This is a genomic window from Paenibacillus sonchi (assembly GCF_016772475.1).
GTDB lineage: Bacteria > Bacillota > Bacilli > Paenibacillales > Paenibacillaceae > Paenibacillus_AQ > Paenibacillus_AQ sonchi.
Map to the genome: position 1 here is coordinate 354,926 of NZ_CP068595.1, position 23,718 is coordinate 378,643.

A 23,718-nucleotide genomic window follows, 5' to 3' on the forward strand; every position below is an offset into this window, starting at 1 on the left:
CCGCATTCATCCTCTCTATACCCAGAATTGGACAACCAAGTCTATCAGCTTAATGCCGGCAAACGGGACAATCACACCGCCCAAGCCATAAATAATCAGGTTGCGGCTCAGAAGCTGTGACGAGCTCATCGGCTTATAAGCTACCCCTTTCATCGCCAGCGGAATCAGCAGCGGAATAATCACCGCATTAAAGATCAAGGCCGAAAGGATGGCAGACAGAGGGGAATGCAGTCTCATCACATTCAAGACTTCCATTTCAGGAATCGCCACCATGAACATCGCTGGAATAATCGCAAAATATTTGGCGATATCATTCGCAATACTGAATGTAGTTAATGCTCCGCGGGTCATCAGCAGCTGCTTGCCGATAGAGACCACTTCAATAATTTTGGAAGGATCGGAGTCAAGGTCCACCATGTTGGCGGCCTCCTTGGCAGCAACCGTTCCGCTGTTCATGGCAATCCCCACATCGGCCTGGGCCAAGGCAGGAGCATCATTAGTGCCGTCACCGGTCATGGCTACCAGCTTGCCTTCCGCTTGTTCACGGCGGATAACTGCAATTTTATCTTCCGGTTTGCTTTCGGCGATGAAATCGTCCACTCCAGCCTCAGCGGCTATAGTCGCAGCTGTCAGTGGATTGTCCCCCGTACACATAATCGTCTTGATTCCCATCTTCCGCATCTGCTCGAACCGTTCCCGCATCCCTGGTTTTACAGTATCCTTCAGGTAAATGAGGCCGTATATCGTCTGATCGACCGCGACAGCAAGCGGTGTTCCCCCGCCGACGCAATAGCGTTGCTGTTAGCCTGCAAATCGTCCGGGATGATCCCGCCCTGGCCGGCGACCCATTGCTTTACCGCATCTACCGCCCCCTTGCGGATATGGCGTCCATCCGGCAGGTCAATGCCGCTCATGCGGGTCTCCGCCTTGAACTCCACGAATTCCGCACCATCAGCAACGGACTCCTGAAAAGACAGATTCTGATTCTTCAGCAGCTCCAGCACAGACCGCCCCTCAGGCGTCTCATCGCGAACTGAACTTAAGGCTGCCCAAGCCGCCACATCCTGCAGGGAGTGCTTGCCTACCGGGATAAATTCACTGGCCATGCGGTTTCCGTAAGTAATGGTCCCTGTTTTATCAAGAATGATCGTGTTGATATCCCCGGATGCTTCCACCGCTTTACCGGACATAGCCAATACATTGAACTGTGTGACCCGGTCCATTCCGGCAATACCGATGGCCGACAGCAACCCTCCGATGGTGGTGGGAATCAGGCAGACCAGCAGGGCAATCAGCACAGGAACTTCCAGGCGGATATCCAGATAATCGGCAAAGAAAGGCAGCGTAATGACTACAATCAGGAAAATAATCGTCAGACTGACCAGCACGGTATTTAGCGCAATCTCGTTTGGTGTTTTTTGACGTTTGGCCCCTTCCACCAGAGAAATCATCCGGTCCAGAAAAGACTCTCCGGGATCACTGGTAATGCGGACCTTAATCCGGTCGCTGATTACCTTGGTTCCTCCGGTTACAGAGCTGAAGTCACCGCCAGCCTCTTTGATCACCGGAGCAGATTCGCCCGTAATGGCCGATTCATCGACCGAGGCCAGGCCCTCAATAACTTCCCCGTCACCCGGAATCATTTCACCCTGGGCCACAATAACAACATCGCCTTTGCGCAGTTCCGTGGAAGGCACTTCTTTGACCGAGCTTCCGCTCACCTTGTTTGCGGTGATCTCTTTTTTTGATTTTTTGAGGGAATCAGCTTGCGCCTTGCCCCGGCCTTCAGCCAGTGCTTCCGCAAAGTTGGCAAAGAGTACCGTGAACAGCAAAATGAACGCTACCGCAAGATTAAAGCCCGTGGAGACATCCCCGCCAAATGCATCAGGCACAAATACAAGAAATAAGGTAATGATGAAGCCGATCTCCACCACAAACATGATCGGATTGCGCAGCATAATGCGCGGGTCCAGCTTAATAAACGCCTGCTTGGCAGCCTGAATGACGATATCTTTATTGATTGCACTTTTCTTTGTACTCATTTTTCTTTCCTCCATCCATAGCCTCTAAGGTTTCAGCGTCAAGAATTCAGCAATCGGTCCCAGTGCAAGCGCCGGAAAGAATGTCAATGCCCCGACAATCAGTACCGTACCCAGAAAAACAGTACCAAACAGAGCCTTGTCCGTACGGAACGTCCCTGAGGTTTCCGGTACAGTTTTCTTGGCTGCCAGTGAACCGGCTACAGCCAGCATCGCAATGATGGAGAAATACCGGCCAAGGAACATCACAATTCCGGTGGAGATATTCCAGAACGGCGTTGCATCGCCAAGCCCCTCAAAACCGGAGCCATTGTTGGCGGCAGCGGAAGTGAATTCATACAGCGCCTGTGTCAGCCCGTGAAAGCCGGGATTCGAAAGGGTATCGGACTGGGTGAGCAGCGCCAGGGCCGTAGGCAGCAGAATAAGCATCGGATTGATAATCAGCGTGACTGCAATCAGCTTCATTTCCTTACCTTCTATTTTTTTACCAAGAAACTCCGGTGTTCGTCCTACCATCAGACCCGATAGAAATACGGCAATCATCGTATACATTAGCACGTTAACAAAGCCTACCCCGACACCGCCAAATACTGTATTCAGCATCATATTGCCGATCGTAATCAATCCGCCTATAGGCGTCAGCGTATCATGCATCGTATTGACCGCTCCTGTCTCTGATGCTGTCGTAACAACCGAGTACAGGGCAGACTGGGCAACGCCGAACCTGGCCTCCTTCCCTTCCATGGAGCCTTGCTGATGCTGAATCCCCAGAGCGTTGACGGCCGGATTTCCTGCATTTTCACTCGCCAGCGAAATCCCCAGGAAGACTATGAACATCATGGCCATCGATACGAACAGCACCCGGCCCTGTTTTTTATTGCCGACCATTTTCCCGTAGGTAAAAGGAAGCCCCGTACCCAGCAGCAGCATGAGCAGAATTTGCAGCAGGTTGCTGACCGCATCCGGATTTTCGAAAGGATGGGCAGAATTGACACCAAAGAATCCGCCGCCGTTGTTGCCCAGCTCTTTAATGGACAGGAAAGAGGCTACAGGACCGCGCGCGATCTCTTGTGTCACACCTTCCAGCGTATGGCCCAGAGCAGTAGGCTCCAGCGTTTGGGGCACACCAAGAGCCACGAAAACAAATGCCAGGACAAAACAGATCGGCAGCAGAATCCGGGTGATTGCCCGGACCATATCCACGAAGAAGTTCCCCAGGGGTTTCCCGGTCAAACCGCGGATAATGGCGATTCCCACAGCAAGCCCGGTAGCGGGGGAGGTAAACATCATAAATACGATAGCCAGCATTTGCGACAGATAGGATAGCCCGCTTTCGCCGCTGTAATGCTGAAGATTAGTATTTGCCATAAAGCTGATTACCGTATTAAAAGCAAGTGTCGGCTCCATCGAAGCAATCCCGCTTGGATTTAACGGCAGCGCACCCTGAAACCTGAAAATCAGATAGACCAGCAGCATCATCACTGCATTGCTGAGGACCGCAGCCAGAGCGTATTGCTTCCAGTTATAGTTCTCCTTACGTATTCCGCCAATCGCATAAATCGGTTTCTCCAGCCAGCCGAACCAGCGGTCCAGCCCTGTTCGCTCATAATTGAAGACTTGAGCCATATACAGTCCCGCAGGACGGGCAAGCAGCAAGGAGAGCAATAAGGTTATAGCAATTGCGATATAAGAAATCATGGTCACTTAAATCCCTCCTGAAATCGTTACTAGAATTTTTCCGGATTAATCAGCGCGTAAGTTAAATACACAAAGAGAGCTGCTACGATTATTCCCAGTACCCACATCATCCTTGGTCACTCCCTTTATCGATGGTTCCGGAAGCCCATTGCGCCAGCCCGACCATGAGCAGGGTGAGTATGATTAGTGCGGCAATCATATAAATGTCCAACATGTGTATAGACCTCCTTCTGAAATTTTCATTTATCCAGCAAAAAAGAATGGTTATTGCTGGTCGTTCGAATCACGAAATCTGCACCCAGTGCCTTATAAATGAGTTGCGGGTAATGATTTTTCGTGATGATGTAAATGGTTCCGTGTGTCCATTGGCGGATGAGCTCAAGCAACTCACAGCATGGGCCGAGTGCTTCTTCAAAAAAATACACTGCGGTGAACTCATTTATTGGCAGCTGCCCTAACTGCTTCTTTTTAATGTCTGCATCAATAACATTCAATACTCCCAATTCTTGCAGGCGTTCTCGTTCACCCGGACTGCATGCCAGAGCAGCAAACGACTTGTTCTCCTCACTTAGCGTTAGTACAAACTGTTCTCCGGCCGGGTTAGGAGCGAACACCAATACCATGGCATTCTGGCCCATCATTTCCCTTCTTTCTGAGGTTAACCCCTTGTCAAACGTAGTATCTGTCTTCGCCCAGCACCTGGTTCACAGCCTTGAGGAAGGCTGCATAACCTCCATCCCTATCCTGCCGGGAAGCCAGCGCCAGCAGCATCGTCTGCCCGATTTGCCTGCCGTCCAGCTCATAGCTGCCTGACAGGATTTCTCTAACCTCGTCCTCGGGCGCTCCCTGGGCGAACTTTCGGGCCGCTTTATAAATGTCTTTATTTTCATAGCAGCCTTGCACTCCCGCCTTCCGCATGTCGGCAACATCGTATAGTTTTTTTATCGAATACAGCACCACCAGCAGAATTGAGATCAGCCCCGTGTTTCTTAACAATCCTTCCATCCCCCACCACCTCTTTCCTGATCCGCCAGCCCGACTTATGCTTTTGCTTCCGAGATTCAGAGTAACACTTCCGCCATAAGTTTAGGGTTAGGGTTTTCTTGGAGGTATTAAGATCATCTAAAGATTCAAATGGGAAGTGGAACGCCAAAAAACCATGCCCTCAAAAGGGCATGGTTGATCACGCAGGTTAAATTAAAACCGGTCAGCTATCGTCACCGACTTGAAGCATCCGGTAGCCAATTCCGATATGTGTTTGAATATACTTGAATTGCGCGGGGGTTTTTTCGATTTTTTTCCTTAAGGTTGCCATAAATACCCGCAAGGAAGGGATATCCACGGTAGGACTGCCCCAAATTTCATGCAGGATATAATTATGGGTCAGCACCTTGCCTACATTTTTGGCCAGCAGACACAGAAGCTTGTATTCACTTGGGGTCAGATGGATTTCTTCTTCACCGATCCATACGCATCCGGCGGCATAATCAATCCTCAGGTTTCCGTTGACGAAGCTGGATGCATCCTTGAGAAGCTTGTCACTGTCGTACCGGATTCTCCGCAGACTGACCCGCAGTCTGGCCAGCAGTTCCTCCACACTGAAGGGCTTGGTCAGATAATCATCCGCCCCCGCATCCAGCGCCTCTATTTTGTCCCGGTCTTCGCTGCGTGCACTGACCACGATAATCGGCAAATTCGACCATGTGCGGATCTTTTTAATGATGTCCACACCATCCATATCCGGCAACCCCAAGTCGAGGATCATCAGCTCCGGCTGGCTGGATACCGCTTCTAATATGGAGGCTTCGCCCGTCTCAGCCGTATGATATTTATACCCTTGGGTCTCCAGCGTGGTTGTAATCAGCTTGCGGATGGGCTTGTCGTCCTCCACGACAAGAATTAAAGGCTTATTCATGAACATTGACCTCCTCAGCGTGCAGGGTGAAATAAAATACCGTGCCTTTGGGGACATTATCCCTCACGCCTATCGTCCCTCCATGGGCATTCACAATGGACTTGCACAAAGACAGCCCCAGGCCCAGGCCACGGCGGCCATCCCCGCGAATGTTATCCGCTGTATAAAACATCTCAAACAGCCTGGCCTTGGCTTCCTCAGAAATACCCGGACCATCATCGGAGATTTCCACAATGACCCGATGCCCGTCCTGTCTGGCCGAAACCGTAATGTGGGAACCCTGTTGGGTATACTTAATGGCGTTATCCACAATATTGATCAGAACCTGCACAATCAGCCGGGAATCCATCCGGGCCATAAGAAGCTCATCATCGAGTTTCGTGTGAATCACATGCTTCTCACTGTTGCGGTTCACGTGAAGGAGTGCTTCGGAGATCACCTCCTCCATTAATTCTGCCTGAAAATTAAGATTCAGTGTGCCATTTTCAATCCGGCTGATCGACAGCAAATTTTCCACCAAATGAATCAGCCAGATAGAGTCATCATAAATATCCGTGTACAGTCCTTTTTTCTGTTCCTCGCTAAGGACCCCGGAATTTCCCACCAGAATTCCTGCGTTCCCCGAGATGCTGGTAAGGGGGGTCCGCAGATCATGAGAGATCGAGCGGAGCAGATTGGCACGCAGATGCTCCTGCTGAATTTGCATGGAAATTTCTTTTTGTTTTTCGTTCAGTTTTTCTTTTTCCAGCGCAAGTGCACATTCTCCCAGCATGGCAATCATCAGGCCCTTCTCAAAAACCTCTAATGGCTCTTCCTGCTCCATCACAATAGCGGCCACTGCAAAAACCGTGTCGCCTCCGCGCACAGCATGATACAGGCAATTTGCGCCAAAAAATGTATCCGTGGTCGCTCCCGCACGCTTGTTGTTCTTCAATACCCAATCTGCAACGGCACGTTCATTGCTGCCCGTGTACGTATGCGGATCAACTTCAGAGCCTTCCTTTGGAAAAATCAGCGGTGTGCTCAATGCGCCTTCCTGAACCGAATAAAAAATAACCGTCCTGTCCAGCAGCTTAACCATCTGATGGGCCATTTCATCAATGATCGCCGGGGAATCCTTCGCCTGCTGCAGCTTCCGGCTGGTTTCCAGAAGAACCTCCGTCCGGTAGGCTTTTTGTGCGGATTGACGGGCCTGCTCGCTTACCCGCATGGTCAGTGTACTGGTTATGAACGAGGCCGCCAGCATCACCAGAAAAGTAACCGGATACCCTGCTTCATACGCATTCAGAGAATAGTAAGGCTCGGTAAAAAAGTAATTGAACACAAGCACACTCATCACCGAAGAAACGGCGCTGTACACCCTTCCCTTGGTCACAATTGCGCTTAACAGAACCCCCAGAATATATACAGTAATAATATTGGATTCCAGAAACCCCAGATAGCGAAACCAGATGCCGATCAGGGTGCAGACCACTAGAATGGCAATCGTCTTGTTGGTATCTGCCAGCGACAGCTTGGGATATCTCGCGTATAGAGGTAATCTTTTGTAAAAAGAGGGTTGAGTATAGGGAATAATATAGATTTCAATATTGGGAAGCAGAGTGGTGAGCTTATCTACGAGATTAGATTTAGCATACCCTCTCTTTTTAAAGGGAGAGCGGCCGAGGACAATTTTGGAAACCCGGCTTGTTTTGGCATATTCCGCGATCTGTCCCGGAACATCCTCTCCATACACCGTCGCGATATTCGCCCCCATTTGCTCAGCCAGCCTTAAATTATCCCTCAGCTCGGTTTTGTTTTTTTGGGTTAATTTTTGGGTTTGCGGTGTTTCTACAAAAAGTGCCGTAAACTGTCCATGGAAGGCTTCAGCCATTCTCGCAGCCGCCCTGATCACTTTCTTATTGGAAGCGGCCGAGGATAGGCAGACCAAAATATGATCTTTGGTATCATAATCATTTTTCTTCGCCTGTTCACTAATTTGTATGGCGATCCGGTTTAGCTGGCTTGCCGTATTGCGCAGAGCAATTTCACGCAGCGCCGTCAGCTTCTCCTTGGTGAACAACTGCCCTATTGCCTGTTCATCAGCATTGTCACGATAAATTTTCCCTTTATTCAAACGGTCTATTAAGTCATTAGGTTCAATATCAACCAATTCCACCTGATCCGCACTATCGAATACGCTATCCGGAATGCGTTCCTGAACAGTCATACCGGTAATAGAGTAGACAATGTCCGTCAGGCTCTCAATCTGCTGGACATTAATCGTCGTATAGACATGAATTCCCGCGCGGAGAAGCTCCTCCACGTCCTGATATCTTTTTTTGTGGCGGCATCCGGCCGTGTTCGCATGAGCCAAATCGTCCAGCAAAATAAGCTCAGGGCTGCGCTGGAGTGCACGGTCCAGGTCAAATTCCGGAATGACAGAAGCTTCATAGGACATTTTTATTGGAGGTACAAGCTCCAGGCCTTCCAGCATAGCCAGAGTATCCGGCCGGGCATGGGTTTCTATAAACCCGCCTACCACATCGGTCCCCTCTTTTTGCTCCTCATGGGCCGCCTTCAGCATCGCACAGGTTTTTCCTGCACCCGGCGCATACCCAATAAAAATTTTCAGCCTTCCTCTTCGTCGTCCTGTCTTCATGCCTGTTAACTGTTCAAGTATGGAACCGTCACCGGTCTGATTGATCTCCATCCCCTGCCCGCTTTCTGCTTATCACTTTGGTTGCACACGCCTTCATCTACTTAGTATAACATGTGCAAAATCAGCATCGTATTATGACTTTGGCTGCCGCATTAAGATTGCATTAAGATCCGCTCAGCCCCCGGAACACCAACCCTGCCAGCTTGAATCTCCGGATAATGCGGGACAACCTATGAAAAAAGAAAACCGCTCCAAAGGAACGGAACTCAGTACGCTTGCTTACCCCATTCTTCAAGGATTTGGGCGAAAATCCACCATATATCTATCTTTCCCACTAATCTTCTTCCTCCTGCAGACCACTGTACGCAATGTTCTCTTTCACATCGGTACTATGGTCATCCACCCATGTCTGTGGTCCACGAGTATGAATAATCTCCAGCAAACGCTCAATTCGCCCGCGCAGAGCCTGGCAAATAGCATTTGAGCGGGCTTCGTCCACAAAGAGCGAATCACGGAAAATATCCTGCACCTCTTCTTCAATGCCGTCCAGTGCAGACAAGTCCAGCCAATCGAAGGAGGTCACCAGCTTGATCTGCTCACTATGATCCGGCTTGAACGGCTTGCAGGTCAGCTTACCATCTGCACGAATCAAGCCGAGCGGCTTGGAAAACCAAAGCGATGATCCGCTATCATAAATCGGCGATGGCCCAATCCACTTCAGCGTCTCTGCATGGCGAATCACACCAAAATTGTTCTGATGACGATCCTCATTGGCAATCAGGTAGTCCACTACCATCATCTGGTCAAGCGCCTTAACAATGCCGGGAATGCCCAGCTCCTCACAGCAGCTCACGTAATGCTGATACACCGAAACATGATTCGGCTTTTGCTGGGTGTGCATCACATACCAGGCGGTAATAAGTTCTGTCTGAGGGGTAATGAAGTTTTCACACACACTATATGGGTAATCTTCTTGCTCCATCAGCGTATAGGGGACATGGGGAATTCCGAGCCGTTCCATGATCTTGCTGGCAATTACCTCATTGTATGGTTCTTGCTGGGTGGCCCCGCTTCCCCCTTTGATCAAACAACGTTTGCCATTAATAATGGCCCATTTCTTTTTCAGCCAGCCATCGGAGGTATTGTCCGGTGACACCAGGCTCACAGCATCTGACGAGCCTTTCCCGAACAACACATTCCCCACATCCTCCGAAAAGGGATTGCCGAAAAAGTTAATGGTGTTCCACTTTAACGCCGAGGCTGACGGGCGAATCCAATATTGATCGGACAAGCTGAGTCCGTAGCTTTTATCCAGCAGTTTTTGTGTCGCAGACAAGTTCAGTTCAAGCAGCGCTTCTTTAATCCCGTCCCGGCTAGCCGGAATTGCACGGCCTCTCCACCATTCATTCAATCCCGCACGGTCTATTTTACCTTTCTTAACAGGTATCCCAACGGGTACATGCTGCTTCGCATACACTTGTCCAATTGCTGAAATAGAGACTGTCGCTTCATCCAGTTCAATCTCAGCCACGGGTTCATTCTTGTGCATGAGTGTGTAGGATTTATTCCAAGAATCCGCCATACTGTTCACTCCATTTCTCGGTTCCTTACTTCCATTACTTTTATTATAACAAGCCTGCAAAAATTTCGTCATGAAGACTTCAAAATTCTCCATTTCCTGGCAAGGTAAATCATTTTTAAGCTTCAGTTTGCAGGCCCATAATCAATTGCAACTAATATCTCGACAGGTCAGATCATTGTATTCCAAATACATTTTGCAGATAGTTATCAAGAATACGAAGGGGCTCGTGTAAAGCCTGGTTTGGAAACTTATGAGTTACCTTATAGCATGTTCTTGGAGGCACCGATACCGATAGTTTCTGAAGAACAAAATCTCCCATCCGCATCATATGTGCGCCAATCGAAGCGGGAACGATCGTCCATTGTCTGGCGTCCTTCAAAAAAGTAGTGATTAGTCCCGCTGTGTCCAGATGAACACGGGACGGGCAAAGAGGGTCCCACCACTGGTCATGTCTGAATTGAAACTCTCTATTCCAATTTATGAAGACTTCGTGCTCTGCCGCCAGTTCTTCCATTTCCACAGTATCTCCAGCCTGCCGCCCCGGCACAGCCAGGCGCAACAGCACTATTTCTTCAGTAAAAAACGGTTTAACAGTGACACTAGGCGACACGATTTCCCGCACTACAAACGCCACATCCATCTCGCGCCGCTCAATACTATCAAAAGCCTCCTGAGTATGTTGCGTACGAATTTGCAGTCGGATTGACGGGGAATACTGATTAAGCATTCTATATACAGGAGGCAAAACAAAGTGACTTATACTTTCGGCAGCGCTTATTGCCAGACTTAACTGCGAACCGCTAGCCTGTAAGATTTGTGTTTCCCTCCAGAGAGCATCCCATCTTTCCGCAATGCTAAAAAAGTTTTCCCCTTTTGGGGTCAGACTGATTTTGGGTGCCCCTTTTCTTCGCTCAACCAAAAGGCCGCCCATTTCCTGCTCCAATGTCTTTAACCGATAGCTTACCGTAGCTTGTGACAGGTGCAGCAATTCGGCCGCTTTGCTTATACTCTCGGTCCGTACGATAGCTAAAAACGCTTCAATCCCAGGAAAATACATAAAATATCTCCTTAATATATAGAAATAATTAATATAGTTCACAAAATATTTGAGTTTTACAACATTATTCTTTATGTTTAAAATTATCATTAATAAAGACGAGGGGTCAAATGTTTTTTCACGGAGAGTCCTCGTCCTGATTGCTGCTAGAATGGTAAAGGTTATGAAAGGTGGTTTAGCAATGAAGATTCTCATCGTCGGCCATTTTAACGAGACCGCAAAATCAAATATTGCAAAGTATTTTCCGCAAGACTGGAACGTTGTAGTTGTCCCGCCCGGAAAAGAAATGCTGCATCATATTGAAGATTGCCAGGTAATCATCCCTGAACATATTAAAGTGGATCACAGCCTGCTTTCTATCGCGAAAAAATTAAAGTTGGTACAGACGGGTGCAGGATTTGATAATGTAGATGTCCCTGCCTGTACACAGCTCGGCATTTGGGTGGCCAATGCTGCAGGAGTGAATGCGCAGGCAGTGGCCGAGCACGTAATGGCACTGATATTGTCTTATTATAAAAACATACCGTTTCTTGATACTTTCATGAAAAACAAGATGGATGAAAGCCAATTGGACTATACAGGGAGTGAATTAAAGGGCAAAACGATTGGGATTATCGGTTTTGGCGCTATCGGAAAAAAAGTAGCTGCGTTTTGCAGGGTTTTTGATATGAATGTGCAGGCTTATGCAAGAAAGGCCGCCGTACAATCTGACGGTATTGTAAAAATGACGGATTTCGATACTCTTCTAAGCACATCGGATATAGTCAGTGTACATGTACCCTTGAATGAGCAAACCAAACAGCTGATCAACAAAGCAGCATTCAAAAAAATGAAAAATACCACTCTTTTTATCAATACAGCCCGCGGCGGGATTGTCAACGAAAGAGACTTGATTGATGCATTAAAAAACGGGGATATTTCAGGCGCATGCCTGGATGTGTTTGAATCTGAACCGCTTCCTATTGACAGTGAGCTCCGGAATCTGGGTAATGTGATACTTACTCCCCATACAGCAGGAATGCCTGATGGCCGAAAATTTCATAAAAAAAGATATGATTTCTTTATAAATAATATAAAACGTATAGAGAATGGTGAAGAGCCTGAAAGCAAGCTCAATCAGCTATTATAGTTTTGGTGCAATAAAATGGCATGACGCGCAGAACGCTCCATACGATGAAGTCACTAGAGTAAAGGGATTGGATTCAAACCAGCCCCTCCTCATCAAACCGTACGTGACCACCTGGTTAATCTCTGCAGAATATACCAATCCAACTTAGCTAATCTCTTTTGGCTGTAATTCGTGTAGTAATAATTTCTCTATCCTTGAATCTTTGGATTGAGCCATTCCACCTGTTCCGCGAACGTTCTTGAGCGCATGCTCGGAGAGGCTAGTCTTTCTTTGACCACGCCTCGAATACGTTCCTCTGCCTTCTTCGTTAGCCACTGCTGCGTGGTATAGTATACCTTCCCTTGAGACGTTTCTGCTTTCGTTTTTCGGTGGTGCATTCCTAAGAAGTCGAATCCTTCGTCTCCTGTCCATAGACCGACAATGCGGGTTTTGGTTGGGTGTAGCGTGAGTTCCAGACGTTCCATGATTCTGCGGATAAGTTCATACGCATGTTCGGCGTCCTTTTTGGTTTTACAGACCACTACAAAATCGTCTGCATACCTGGTCAGTTCTCCCACTCCACTTCCGTGTTTTTCCCATAGCCGGTCAAAGTAGTTCAGATAGATATTCGCGAGTAGCGGTGAGATGACGCCACCTTGTGGTGTCCCTAAATCGGAACGCCTCACGTTTCCTTCTTCCATAACCCCCGCCTGAAGCCATTTCCGTATTAACTTCAAGATTCTCCTGTCATTGATACGCATCTGTACCAGCTTCATGAGCTTCTCTTGATTAATGTTGTCGAAGTAGCCTTGGATATCGACGTCGACTACCCAATTTCCTTTACGGTTGCAGGCTTTCCGGATTCGTTCCAATGCTTGTTTTGCACTTCGCTTCGGGCGAAATCCGAAGGATACGTCCTCAAAATCCGCTTCAAAGATGGGTTCAATGATAAGTTTCGTTGCCATTTGTATGACTCGATCGCGCACGGTGGGTATGCCCATTTGCCTTGGCTTCCCGTCTTTCTTTGGGATATAGTGCCGCCGCACGGGCTGCGGATGGTAGCTGCCTTCTTTCAATTCTCGCTCACAGGTCTTAAGGAAGTTCGTTTCTCCTCGTTCCTCGATGTCTGCCAGCGTCACCGCATCTACTCCTGCCGCTCCCTTATTTGCCTTCACTCGTCTCCATGCTTCACACAGCACATCCGGGCAGTAGACCTTGTCATACAGCGCATGAAATTTACGCTTCTTGTTCTCCTTGGCCGCATGACCTAGCTTTTCTTGGAGTTCTTGAACTTTTTCCTTGGGTGTCGTTAGCCGGTTGGCATTCACTCACTCTTTCCTCCTCCAAATGCATAAACAAAGCAGGGCCCCTTCCATCCCTAAGGTTATGTTGTCCTTAGATTCTTTGGTACTATGAGCCCCTCGGACTCCCTTCCCACAGGCGGTTCATTTCGTCTTTTGGACTTATAGAGCGCCTCTTTACGGATTCCTAAAAAAAAAATTTCCGTGTGGGGGAGGGTCTCGTAAGTATCACTGCATCCTCTTTACTACCATGCCGATCCCTTTACGCTGGAGGATTCTTCCCTGTTGCTCCAAGTTCTTGACAGCTTCCTTGGCCTTCACCCAATTGCTCGAGGCTCGGCTTCCTCTCTTCCCTCTTGCAAGGCCTTTTTGACAACGCGGCAGGATTCACTTCATGTTACGGCCTGGCAGTTTGCTCGCCCTATCTCTGACAGGTACTTTTGTCGATTCGCTTTTACGTACGGCTTTCACCATGCGCAAGAATCCTAGCTACGTGGGGGCTTGGCCCCTCCCACGACCGGACTTTCACCGGCTAGACGATCCGTGCTTAGCTGGGCACGCAACAATCATAACCACCCGTCCAACGGGTGGTTTGCTCTGAGGCTATAAGCCTCTGGTGCCGGCTAGCGTCTAAAGGCGCTGGCTTTCACTTCGTTCAAGCCACTATGCCTTTGCCTCTTTTGCCTACCCCTGAAGGGGTGCTTGGACTACCAGCTACCCCTTAAAGGGGTTTTCATACTCTTTCACACTCAGCTTATCCAGTGCAATATCGTGACTTTCCTGCTCCTGGATATACTTTTTAATCGTTGCTTCATTGAGACCTACCGTGCTTACATAGTACCCTTCTGCCCAAAAATGGCGATTCCCGTACTTATACTTCAAGTTTGCATGCTTATCGAAGATCATGAGCGCACTTTTCCCTTTCAGATATCCCATAAAACTCGAGACGCTCATTTTCGGTGGAATACTCACCAACATATGAATATGATCGGGCATGAGGTGTCCTTCGATAATCTCTACTCCTTTGTAGCCACAGAGTTGCTTTAGGATATCTCGGATACTTTCTTTGTATTGATTGTAGATCACCTTTCGTCTATACTTTGGGGTGAATACGATAGGGTACTTGCACATCCACTTGGGTTGTGCCATGCCTTCTCTGGCTTGTGCCACAAAAACCACCTTCTCCTTTCGTTAGACATAGTAGCTTGAACACTCCTATTATAACGATCGCATCAGGCGGTTTTTTGCTATAAGCATCACTACACCACCCGCATAGCAGGTGGTTTTTTGTTTCGCACGCTTCGCGTACTCAACTGGCTAAAGCCACTAATAAAAAAGGCTCATACATTGTATTTTGTACAATGTCATGAGCCTTTTGTTTGATACCGGCGAGAGGACTCGAACCTCCACGGTTTCCCACTCGATTTTGAGCCGCGACTGTTATTAAGAAGATAGCAGAAGTTAAGTCCAAGAAGAGGAATTTAAAAACCGCGAAAATCCTTGTAGAATCAAGGTTTTTCGCGGTTTTTTGGGTTTTGCCCAAGCCCCGTAAGGGTTCCCGGCATCAGGTCAAAATGAAGCCATTTTTGGACGTTGGAGAGAACTTGGGAAGAACTCAGGAAGAACTCAGAAAGAACAACAACAGACCGGCCCGCTCCAGTAGATATTGTGTGTTAATTGGTCAGTCGTAGAAAAAAACTTTAGCTGAATGAAGAGGCATATCATTTGATATACCCCTTTATCCATCTTATTGCAATTAAATCAAACAGTTTCCATTCTATTTGAACTGGAACCAAGTTAAATTTGCAACTGTGGTTGAATCTGATTTAACAAAAGTAACATATACAGTATGGGTTCCTACAGCTGTCCCGGCATTAAGCGGGATATTCTTGACTGACCATGTCTGCCATCCGCCTGTGCTTTCTGCCGTCCAATAACCCAGCATAGTGCCTGTAGGACTGTCCAAGTGGAATTCGATCCTTCCGCCGGAGTTAGCGGATGCAACCTTCAAATCAATACTTGTTTTAGCTGTACTACCAAAGTCTACATTTTTAAATGCTATATAGTCGCCATTACTTCCTCCACCAACATCCAGCCCACCATCAGTGCTTGCCTCATAGGATATAACACCTGAACTAAGGTTATAGCCTTCCGCTTCAAATTTCAATGTGTTGAATTTGGGAGCTGCAGCATAGCTGTTCGTATCTGTTATTTTCAATTCTGCCAATGTAGTTGCCGGAACTCCACCGACGCGAACATTGTTTAATGTAACTCCGGAGACAGTAGATGTATCACTCCAACCCTTCATTATTGAAACTTCACCTAAAGCGCGTAAATTGATATTATTATAGACCACATTTTTTATCGGACCGGTTTTTGCAGAAAGATCAAACCATCTGGAGTGAACACCGGATCTTGGCCAGAAGCCTTCTACATCTATATTGTCAAATATGATGTTTTGTGCTGCTGGAGTTCCATAAAGATGACCTACTGCTAAAGCACGCCAGCACCGGTATACATAAGAGTTTTTAACAACTATGCCATCCTGAAGCTGTTTCACTCCATCTCCAACCTTGAATGCTCCACATCTGCTCCAAGCCAAAGCATCATCCACAACTACATTTGACTGGTTTTCAGGACTTCCAGGCCAGTTTGCAGCTATATCCGTAGTTGCTACATCCCATGTCTTAAATGAGTAGGTGTCATCCTCCGATACTGCTACAGTGTGCTTTATGAGTACATTCTGGCTCTCTTGAACGTCTATTGCATCATTTTCATAATCAAGTTCATTGTTGTTGAAGTGCTTTGTATTCTGGAATGTTACGTTATTAGATCTTGTAACGATTGTAGCCCAGCCACCGCTGTCTCTTATGGTTATGCCGTCAACCGTGAAGTTGCTGCACTGCAAGGGTACAAGAATATTGTTCAAATAATTGTTTGTATTTCTCATATAATGGCCATTGCCGTCAATAGTCCCCCTGCCGTATATCTTAATATTGTTTGCATTTGTTTCGGTATAAATAAACCATGTTCCATCCTTATTCAGAGAATTCTTATGGAAATGGGTAGTGTAATCGCTTGGATTTCCTGAACCCCTTATAACAGAACCACCCTCCAGATAAACCGAAACATTGCTTTTTAAAACAAGGTTTCCGCTCTTGTAAACTCCGGCTGGAACGTATACTATACCGCCACCTGCTGCGTTAGCCGCATTTATGGCGTTTTGTATTGCAGTTGTAGCCATAGCGGCACCGGTACTGTCGGCACCGTATTGAGTTTTAACATTGTATATACCTGTACCGGATGAAGCCGGTACATTGGTTTCAAGAGCATCTGATGCAATAACCAGATCTTTCAGGTTATTGATTTTAACTATAAGATAGGTTGGTGATGAAAGTGTAAAGGTAAGTGTATTTCCGCTCTTTGTTGCAGTGATTCCCAAAGCTTTGGGAGAAATATTATAGGTATTGATTGTCTCGCTTGCTGTTATTGTGATTGTAGTAGTACCTGAAAAAGAGAAATTACAATAATTATAGTTTACAAATACTTCCGAAGTGTCGATTACCGGTATATTTGTAGAGTCTGCTGTTACCGTGTATTGACTGGTCGTGGTATAGCTCGACGGTAATGGATAGGTTACAATTGTACCCGCCGCTCTTGCTGTCAAAGGAACGACAGCTAAAAGACTGGCGAGCATACAAACAATTAAACTTAATAATTTTAACTTTTTTAGCATAAATAAACACCTCTTTTATATTTTTAGAAAATACTCTGTCATCAGTGAATAATGATTTCACCAGTGATGCTCTATTACTCTTTTCATAAAGTCAATATATCCCTGCTCAGCTTCGGAAGTGGCAGATTAATACTAACCTTTTCTGCATCAGCAAAGTTTCTAACGAAGCATATAAAAATTCATATACACTACTAACATATGTTGCTTGTGGTGTAATTAATCCATCCGCTGTAATAGATTTTTGTACAGAGTTTGGATTAGTTGTCCATATTAATTCTGGGTCAACATAATCAAGTGACACATCATCATAGATCATCTTGTTGTTAGAATTGGTATTTGAATATGAGAAAAATGATTGTGGGGCTTTCCTTTTCCGTTTTAGGAATGGCAAGTATGCTTGTTCAAATTGTATGTGCGGTTCCACTTGTGCTTGAAGTCCATCAGTGGAGTGGGAGTCGATTTTGGCATATATTATTTTCTTCTGAGTATTTCAATCTAAGTGTTTTTTTACAGCGAGCGGGGTACTATTTTTGTTAGGAGTTATACTTTCCCTTATCTCGCTTATACACGATAAACGTTAAGTAACGTCTAGGTCTCCGACATTTCAAAGAGACTCAAAATCGAGCGGGAAACCGTGGAGGTTCGAGTCCTCTCGCCGGTATTACACGAAAAGTCCGTAGGAATGTACATCATACAATTCTGCGGACTTTTTATAGTGTGCCCGGCATGGGCGATAACTAGGCGGTGAAAGTCCGCTACAGGCTTGGCAGTAGGAACTGTTAGCTGAAGGCAAGGGTGTCCGTCGCGAGGTGGAATCTGAAGGAAGCCGGAGGTAAACCCTCGGCCCCCAAACTCCCCATTACATCCAGCTTTGGCAGCAGTAGATGCACTTTGATTTTCTGTGGTTTTATTCTATCAGTTGAATATATTTTCGTAAACAAATACCATATGAAGATATAGTCCTTTGCAATGACATCATTACTTATCAGGAGTGATAACTATGGCCTCCCTTTGTTTTTTCATTGAATAAAGATTTGGGAGTATTGTAAAGGCAAGAATAGCAAAAATGTCATTTGGCGCAGGAAACCGCGTGGGAGTAAAATTCCCAACGACATTTTTAGGGTGTTCCTCCGGCAGCGGATATAGGTATGGATATGCTGCCGCGCCCAGATTGGAATTCTGTTATACTGTCACGAAGCGGTAAACCGTACGTAAACTCATATGCCCATAAAGTCACTTCCGCAAACCGAATGAATGAAGTGATTAAAATAAAAACAGCCCATTAGATTTTTCATCTAATGAACTGTTCTTAGTAAAAATGATACCGGCGAGAGGACTCGAACCTCCACGGTTTCCCACTCGATTTTGAGTCGAGCGCGTCTGCCATTCCGCCACGCCGGCAAAATTTGATGTTAGAATAAAAATGGCGCGCCCTGAGAGATTCGAACTCCCGACCTTTTGATTCGTAGTCAAACGCTCTATCCAGCTGAGCTAAGGGCGCAAATTATGGAGCGGACGACGGGAATCGAACCCGCGACCCTCGCCTTGGCAAGGCGATGCTCTACCGCTGAGCCACGTCCGCACACGGTATGTATAGCAGTTGATGCTTATGCTGTAATACTATGATGGATTCTCATCCCTGAAGTAAATTTTGATGGCGGAACCGACGGGATTCGAACCCGCGATCTCCTGCGTGACAGGCAGGCATGTTAGGCCAACTACACCACGGTTCCAAATTAAGCACTACTAGGGTCCCCGGAAAGTAATCGGAATACACTACAAAGCATATCTTCACTTTTTGGGGTTAAATTGCGGGGGCAGGATTTGAACCTGCGGCCTTCGGGTTATGAGCCCGACGAGCTACCGGGCTGCTCCACCCCGCGTCAGTAAAAAATATTCAATTGGAGCCTCATGGTGGAGGCTGAGGGGTTCGAACCCCCGACCCTCTGCTTGTAAGGCAGATGCTCTCCCAGCTGAGCTAAGCCTCCATGAAAGAAGCAACTTAATGATCATAGCACAGTTAGTTGAAAAAAGCAAGTCGTGAAAATGTGTGTTGAATAAAATAATGACCCGTATGGGATACTCTCCACTCCGTTTCGAGATTGCAAAGTATTCCTTACGAAGCCTAAGCTTCAACGAACCCTATGGATTCTCATCCCAGAATTCTAAGATGTAATTGGTGACCCGTATGGGATTCGAACCCATGTTACCTCCGTGAAAGGGAGGTGTCTTAACCCCTTGACCAACGGGCCATAATGCAGAACTAACATTTGACAACAAAAAATATTATATCAAACAAAGAGGTATATAGCAATAGTTTCTTAAGAAAAGTTGGGAGATCTGCTTCATCTGTCAAACAAACGAATGTGCTGATATTTCACTTTTAAGCGTTGAATAAATCTTATCATCCTCCCTGGTGCAGCGGGCAGCAGCGAAATCTGAAGTTTGGCGGCTATGGCTTCTGCCACCTGCTCAATACTCATATTATCTGTAACCAGGTGCTCGGCAAATATAGGATGCTGATGCCCTTTAAGGCATCTGTCGATCTGATTGGCAGCCCATGAGTGTTTTCCTTCTCCACGGCTTCTCAGCCGGGACAGGAGCCGATCCCGCGATACACACAAGGTGTAATGATGCACCTTGATCCCGTCCTCTCTCAGTCGTCCAACGATCTCCCTAAAGTAATCAGGCTCGACAATCGTCATTGGCACAATAATGATCCCCTCAAATTCGGAGGCAATATATCGTAACATGGAATAATTAAATTCACGCCACTGAGAGTAATTTTGAAAATCATTTTTCTTCAGCCTTGAAGGTATGTTCTTCTGTATGTAGTAGCCGGCATTTTCCGGGTCGAACACAAAGGAATGCGGGATTCTGCGATTTAGCTCAAAAGCCGTTTGAGTTTTTCCCGAACCAAAAGCTCCATTTATCCAAAGAATCATGGCATCGCCTCCGAAGATTATCCTTCTACTTACTCTCTATTCTAAAAAACAAAATAACTCCCCGTCCTCCTGGTCAACGTAGCTGCTTGGGGTTTCAGTTGAGTTGCTGGAGGTCCCTCCATGAACCCCTAGGCGGCTCCAAGTGGAAAAAGGTCAACTAATTCAGCTCATTTCGCCTCTCAAATAGTAATATTTCCCAATTAAGTTTCCTTTCTCCAATTATTTCTCACGATTATTGATTTTTCAGAGAAATAGGTTCCCTTTTTCCAACTAGCGCTTGCAAGGAAGCAGTTGAGCAAGCACCAGTTAGAAAAGGATCTCTCATCTGACGATTTCCATCACACCAGGCAAATTCCACTTTTTTATAGAATATCATGATTTTTCACAAAACAAAAAAAGCCACTGTCGATTACTCAACAATGGCTTCATGTGCTTGGCGGCGTCCTACTCTCCCAGGACCCTTCGGTCCAAGTACCATCGGCGCTGGAGGGCTTAACGGTCGTGTTCGGGATGGGTACGCGTGGAACCCCTCCGCTATCGCCACCAAACGGGCATTTACAGCGTAAATGCTTCAGGAATTTGATTCCTGAAAACTGAATCCGAAACGAAAATGGCGTGTTAGTTTATTGGATAAGCCCTCGACCGATTAGTATTGGTCAGCTCCACACGTTGCCGTGCTTCCACCTCCAACCTATCTACCTCGTCGTCTTCAAGGGGTCTTACATACTGGGAAATCTCATCTTGAGGGGGGCTTCACGCTTAGATGCTTTCAGCGCTTATCCCGTCCGTACGTAGCTACCCAGCCATGCTCCTGGCGGAACAACTGGTGCACCAGCGGTACGTCCATCCCGGTCCTCTCGTACTAAGGACAGCTCCTCTCAAATTTCCTACGCCCACGACAGATAGGGACCGAACTGTCTCACGACGTTCTGAACCCAGCTCGCGTACCGCTTTAATGGGCGAACAGCCCAACCCTTGGGACCTACTTCAGCCCCAGGATGCGATGAGCCGACATCGAGGTGCCAAACCTCCCCGTCGATGTGGACTCTTGGGGGAGATAAGCCTGTTATCCCCAGGGTAGCTTTTATCCGTTGAGCGATGGCCCTTCCATGCGGTACCACCGGATCACTAAGTCCGACTTTCGTCCCTGCTCGACTTGTAGGTCTCGCAGTCAAGCTCCCTTCTGCCTTTGCACTCTTCGAATGATTTCCAACCATTCTGAGGGAACCTTTGAACGCCTCCGTTACTCTTTAGGAGGCGACCGCCCCAGTCAAACTGCCCGCCTGACACGGTCCCCGTACCCGCTCAGGGTACCAGGTTAGAACCTAGATACGATCAGGGTGGTATCCCAACGGCGCCTCCACCGAAGCTTGCGCTCCGGCTTCTACGGCTCCCACCTATCCTGTACAGATCGTACCCAAATTCAATATCAAGCTGCAGTAAAGCTCCATGGGGTCTTTCCGTCTTGTCGCGGGTAACCTGCATCTTCACAGGTATTAAAATTTCACCGAATCTCTCGTTGAGACAGCGCCCAAGTCGTTACGCCATTCGTGCGGGTCAGAATTTACCTGACAAGGAATTTCGCTACCTTAGGACCGTTATAGTTACGGCCGCCGTTTACTGGGGCTTCGGTTCACAGCTTCGGAGTTGCCTCCTAACCGCTCCCCTTAACCTTCCAGCACCGGGCAGGCGTCAGCCCGTATACTTCGCCTTGCGGCTTCGCACAGACCTGTGTTTTTGCTAAACAGTCGCTTGGGCCTTTTCACTGCGGCCCCCTCGGGCTATTCACCCTACCGAGGCACCCCTTCTCCCGAAGTTACGGGGTCATTTTGCCGAGTTCCTTAACGAGAGTTCTTCCGCGCGCCTTAGAATTCTCTTCTCGCCTACCTGTGTCGGTTTGCGGTACGGGCACCTTCTCCTGGCTAGAGGCTTTTCTTGGCAGTGTGAGATCATGACCTTCGCTACTGTAATTTTCGCTCCCCATCACAGCCCAGCCTTATGGTGTGCGGATTTGCCTACACACCAGCCTCACTGCTTGGACGGACATCCATCAGTCCGCGTCACTACCCTCCTGCGTCACCCCATCGCTCATAGCGGATTACGGTGGTACAGTAATTTCAAACTGTTGTCCTTCGACTACGCCTGTCGGCCTCGCCTTAGGTCCCGACTTACCCTGAGCGGACGAGCCTTCCTCAGGAAACCTTGGGCTTTCGGCGGATCAGATTCTCACTGATCTTTTCGTTACTCATACCGGCATTCTCACTTGTGTAATGTCCAGCTGTCCTTCCGGTCAACCTTCAACCCTTACACAACGCTCCCCTACCCCTGATGCAAGCATCAAGCCATAGCTTCGGTGGTGTGTTTAGCCCCGTTACATTTTCGGCGCAGAGTCACTCGACCAGTGAGCTATTACGCACTCTTTCAATGGTGGCTGCTTCTAAGCCAACATCCTGGTTGTCTGTGCAACTCCACATCCTTTCCCACTTAACACACACTTGGGGACCTTAGCTGATGGTCTGGGCTGTTTCCCTTTTGACAATGGATCTTAGCACTCACTGTCTGACTCCCGGCAAGAAGTCCATGGCATTCGGAGTTTGACTGAGCTTGGTAACCCTTGCGGGCCCCGCACCCAATCAGTGCTCTACCTCCACGACTCCATTCACCGAGGCTAGCCCTAAAGCTATTTCGGGGAGAACCAGCTATCTCCGAGTTCGATTGGAATTTCTCCGCTACCCCCACCTCATCCCCGCACTTTTCAACGTACGTGGGTTCGGGCCTCCAGTGCGTGTTACCGCACCTTCACCCTGGACAGGGGTAGATCACACGGTTTCGGGTCTACGTCCACATACTTAATCGCCCTATTCAGACTCGCTTTCGCTGCGGCTCCGGCTTCTCACCTTAACCTTGCATGTTAAACGTAACTCGCCGGTTCATTCTACAAAAGGCACGCCATCACCCCTACAATGGGCTCTGACTTTTTGTAAGCACACGGTTTCAGGTTCTATTTCACTCCCCTTCCGGGGTGCTTTTCACCTTTCCCTCACGGTACTGTTTCACTATCGGTCGCCAGGTAGTATTTAGCCTTAGCAGATGGTCCTGCCGGATTCATACGGGGTTTCACGTGCCCCGCACTACTCGGGATCCGTCTCGGAGGGAACAGGGTTTAGGCTACAGGGCTTTTACCTCTATCGCGGGCCTTTCCAGACCTCTTCGCCTACCATATTCCTTTGTAACTCCATGTGAGACGTCCCACAACCCCAAGGAGCAAGCTCCTTGGTTTAGGCTGTTCCGCGTTCGCTCGCCGCTACTGACGGAATCACTATTGTTTTCTCTTCCTCAGGGTACTTAGATGTTTCAGTTCCCCTGGTCTGCCTCTTCACACCCTATGTATTCAGATGTGAGTGACTGCGAATTACCACAGCCGGGTTTCCCCATTCGGACACCCCCGGATCAAAGCTTGCTTACAGCTCCCCGAGGCAGTTTCGTTGTTCGCCACGTCCTTCGTCGGCTCCTGGCGCCTAGGCATCCTCCGTGTGCTCTTATTAGCTTAACCACGATTTTCTCCGTAGGAGAAATATCGAACATTGAATGAATTCAAAGCTCTTTACTTCCGTCAGGAAAATATCGGTCACTAATAACTATTTCAACTTGTTCACACAAGTTTCAGCTAAAAGATGTTCTAAAACGCATTTTCGT

At 47.6% G+C, this 23,718-nt stretch carries 13 protein-coding genes, 7 tRNA genes, 2 rRNA genes and 1 pseudogene; 1 reads left to right on the plus strand and 22 read right to left on the minus strand.

Features of this window, described 5'->3' with window-relative positions:
* Nucleotides 1–15: 15 nt before the first annotated feature.
* The 9 genes and pseudogenes from kdpB to JI735_RS01670 all read right to left on the minus strand — a co-directional run bounded on the left by kdpB (nucleotide 16) and on the right by JI735_RS01670 (nucleotide 11,022).
* Nucleotides 16–2,042 (minus strand): annotated as a pseudogene (gene kdpB / locus JI735_RS01630) (potassium-transporting ATPase subunit KdpB).
* A 24-nt stretch (nucleotides 2,043–2,066) separates the two neighbouring features.
* Nucleotides 2,067–3,734, minus strand: coding sequence for a potassium-transporting ATPase subunit KdpA (gene kdpA / locus JI735_RS01635; protein WP_039835921.1), 1,668 nt, complete (start codon nucleotides 3,732–3,734; stop codon nucleotides 2,067–2,069).
* A gap of 32 nt (nucleotides 3,735–3,766) precedes the next feature.
* Complete coding sequence (kdpF, locus tag JI735_RS37670; RefSeq protein WP_039786108.1) at nucleotides 3,767–3,847, minus strand: K(+)-transporting ATPase subunit F; 81 nt, start codon at nucleotides 3,845–3,847, stop codon at nucleotides 3,767–3,769.
* 129 nt (nucleotides 3,848–3,976) lie between these two features.
* Complete coding sequence (locus JI735_RS01645; RefSeq protein WP_039835913.1) at nucleotides 3,977–4,375, minus strand: hypothetical protein; 399 nt, start codon at nucleotides 4,373–4,375, stop codon at nucleotides 3,977–3,979.
* A gap of 31 nt (nucleotides 4,376–4,406) precedes the next feature.
* Complete coding sequence (locus JI735_RS01650; RefSeq protein WP_039835914.1) at nucleotides 4,407–4,742, minus strand: hypothetical protein; 336 nt, start codon at nucleotides 4,740–4,742, stop codon at nucleotides 4,407–4,409.
* 202 nt (nucleotides 4,743–4,944) lie between these two features.
* On the minus strand, nucleotides 4,945–5,652 hold the full coding sequence (locus JI735_RS01655) for a response regulator (RefSeq protein WP_039835915.1): 708 nt from the start codon (nucleotides 5,650–5,652) through the stop codon (nucleotides 4,945–4,947).
* Nucleotides 5,645–8,344, minus strand: coding sequence for a sensor histidine kinase (locus JI735_RS01660; RefSeq protein WP_039835916.1), 2,700 nt, complete (start codon nucleotides 8,342–8,344; stop codon nucleotides 5,645–5,647). The genes JI735_RS01655 and JI735_RS01660 overlap by 8 nt, the downstream gene beginning before the upstream one ends.
* Before the next feature lie 283 nt (nucleotides 8,345–8,627).
* Entirely contained in the window at nucleotides 8,628–9,875 is a 1,248-nt protein-coding gene (locus JI735_RS01665) for a HipA domain-containing protein (RefSeq protein WP_039835917.1), read from the minus strand.
* 172 nt (nucleotides 9,876–10,047) lie between these two features.
* The gene (locus JI735_RS01670; RefSeq protein ID WP_233476205.1) at nucleotides 10,048–11,022 is read right to left on the minus strand and encodes a LysR family transcriptional regulator; all 975 of its coding nucleotides are present in this window, start codon (nucleotides 11,020–11,022) and stop codon (nucleotides 10,048–10,050) included.
* Nucleotides 11,023–11,083: 61 nt separating this feature from the next.
* Between JI735_RS01670 and JI735_RS01675 the strand changes: the two genes are divergently transcribed.
* The gene (locus JI735_RS01675) at nucleotides 11,084–12,061 is read left to right on the plus strand and encodes an NAD(P)-dependent oxidoreductase (protein WP_233476206.1); all 978 of its coding nucleotides are present in this window, start codon (nucleotides 11,084–11,086) and stop codon (nucleotides 12,059–12,061) included.
* Between the two features lie 188 nt (nucleotides 12,062–12,249).
* On the opposite strand, the gene ltrA is transcribed toward JI735_RS01675, so the two are convergent.
* The 13 genes from ltrA to JI735_RS01740 all read right to left on the minus strand — a co-directional run bounded on the left by ltrA (nucleotide 12,250) and on the right by JI735_RS01740 (nucleotide 23,575).
* Nucleotides 12,250–13,368 carry a group II intron reverse transcriptase/maturase gene (ltrA, locus tag JI735_RS01680; protein ID WP_167330816.1) on the minus strand — a complete coding sequence of 373 codons (1,119 nt, stop codon included), beginning with the start codon at nucleotides 13,366–13,368 and terminating at the stop codon, nucleotides 12,250–12,252.
* Between the two features lie 687 nt (nucleotides 13,369–14,055).
* A complete protein-coding gene (gene tnpA, locus JI735_RS01685; protein WP_202677603.1) occupies nucleotides 14,056–14,490 on the minus strand; it encodes an IS200/IS605 family transposase in 435 nt (144 codons plus the stop codon).
* Nucleotides 14,491–15,118: 628 nt separating this feature from the next.
* On the minus strand, nucleotides 15,119–17,077 hold the full coding sequence (locus tag JI735_RS01690) for a carbohydrate-binding protein (RefSeq protein WP_202676970.1): 1,959 nt from the start codon (nucleotides 17,075–17,077) through the stop codon (nucleotides 15,119–15,121).
* 1,322 nt (nucleotides 17,078–18,399) lie between these two features.
* Nucleotides 18,400–18,478: transfer RNA gene (locus JI735_RS01695), tRNA-Leu, on the minus strand.
* A 23-nt stretch (nucleotides 18,479–18,501) separates the two neighbouring features.
* A tRNA-Arg gene (locus JI735_RS01700) sits at nucleotides 18,502–18,578 on the minus strand.
* 6 nt (nucleotides 18,579–18,584) lie between these two features.
* Nucleotides 18,585–18,659: transfer RNA gene (locus tag JI735_RS01705), tRNA-Gly, on the minus strand.
* A 73-nt stretch (nucleotides 18,660–18,732) separates the two neighbouring features.
* Nucleotides 18,733–18,810: transfer RNA gene (locus tag JI735_RS01710), tRNA-Asp, on the minus strand.
* 76 nt (nucleotides 18,811–18,886) lie between these two features.
* A tRNA-Met gene (locus JI735_RS01715) sits at nucleotides 18,887–18,960 on the minus strand.
* 29 nt (nucleotides 18,961–18,989) lie between these two features.
* A tRNA-Val gene (locus JI735_RS01720) sits at nucleotides 18,990–19,065 on the minus strand.
* A 189-nt stretch (nucleotides 19,066–19,254) separates the two neighbouring features.
* A tRNA-Glu gene (locus tag JI735_RS01725) sits at nucleotides 19,255–19,329 on the minus strand.
* Between the two features lie 93 nt (nucleotides 19,330–19,422).
* Nucleotides 19,423–20,022 (minus strand): AAA family ATPase, encoded by a 600-nt coding sequence (locus JI735_RS01730; RefSeq protein ID WP_039833135.1) that lies wholly within the window; start codon nucleotides 20,020–20,022, stop codon nucleotides 19,423–19,425.
* A 431-nt stretch (nucleotides 20,023–20,453) separates the two neighbouring features.
* A 5S ribosomal RNA gene (gene rrf, locus JI735_RS01735) occupies nucleotides 20,454–20,570 on the minus strand.
* A 78-nt stretch (nucleotides 20,571–20,648) separates the two neighbouring features.
* A 23S ribosomal RNA gene (locus tag JI735_RS01740) occupies nucleotides 20,649–23,575 on the minus strand.
* Nucleotides 23,576–23,718 lie beyond the last annotated feature (143 nt).

Excerpts from the sequence above, each read along its gene's own strand:
- JI735_RS01675 (WP_233476206.1), top strand. The coding sequence starts at position 11,084 with ATGGTAAAGGTTATGAAAGGTGGTTTAGCAATGAAGATTCTCATCGTC.
- JI735_RS01650 (WP_039835914.1), bottom strand. The coding sequence starts at position 4,742 with ATGGAAGGATTGTTAAGAAACACGGGGCTGATCTCAATTCTGCTGGTG.
- JI735_RS01645 (WP_039835913.1), bottom strand. The coding sequence starts at position 4,375 with ATGGGCCAGAATGCCATGGTATTGGTGTTCGCTCCTAACCCGGCCGGA.
- JI735_RS01655 (WP_039835915.1), bottom strand. The coding sequence starts at position 5,652 with ATGAATAAGCCTTTAATTCTTGTCGTGGAGGACGACAAGCCCATCCGC.
- JI735_RS01730 (WP_039833135.1), bottom strand. The coding sequence starts at position 20,022 with ATGATTCTTTGGATAAATGGAGCTTTTGGTTCGGGAAAAACTCAAACG.
- JI735_RS01690 (WP_202676970.1), bottom strand. The coding sequence starts at position 17,077 with ATGCTAAAAAAGTTAAAATTATTAAGTTTAATTGTTTGTATGCTCGCC.
- JI735_RS01670 (WP_233476205.1), bottom strand. The coding sequence starts at position 11,022 with ATGATAATTTTAAACATAAAGAATAATGTTGTAAAACTCAAATATTTT.
- JI735_RS01660 (WP_039835916.1), bottom strand. The coding sequence starts at position 8,344 with ATGGAGATCAATCAGACCGGTGACGGTTCCATACTTGAACAGTTAACA.
- kdpF (WP_039786108.1), bottom strand. The coding sequence starts at position 3,847 with ATGATGTGGGTACTGGGAATAATCGTAGCAGCTCTCTTTGTGTATTTA.
- JI735_RS01665 (WP_039835917.1), bottom strand. The coding sequence starts at position 9,875 with ATGGCGGATTCTTGGAATAAATCCTACACACTCATGCACAAGAATGAA.
- tnpA (WP_202677603.1), bottom strand. The coding sequence starts at position 14,490 with ATGGCACAACCCAAGTGGATGTGCAAGTACCCTATCGTATTCACCCCA.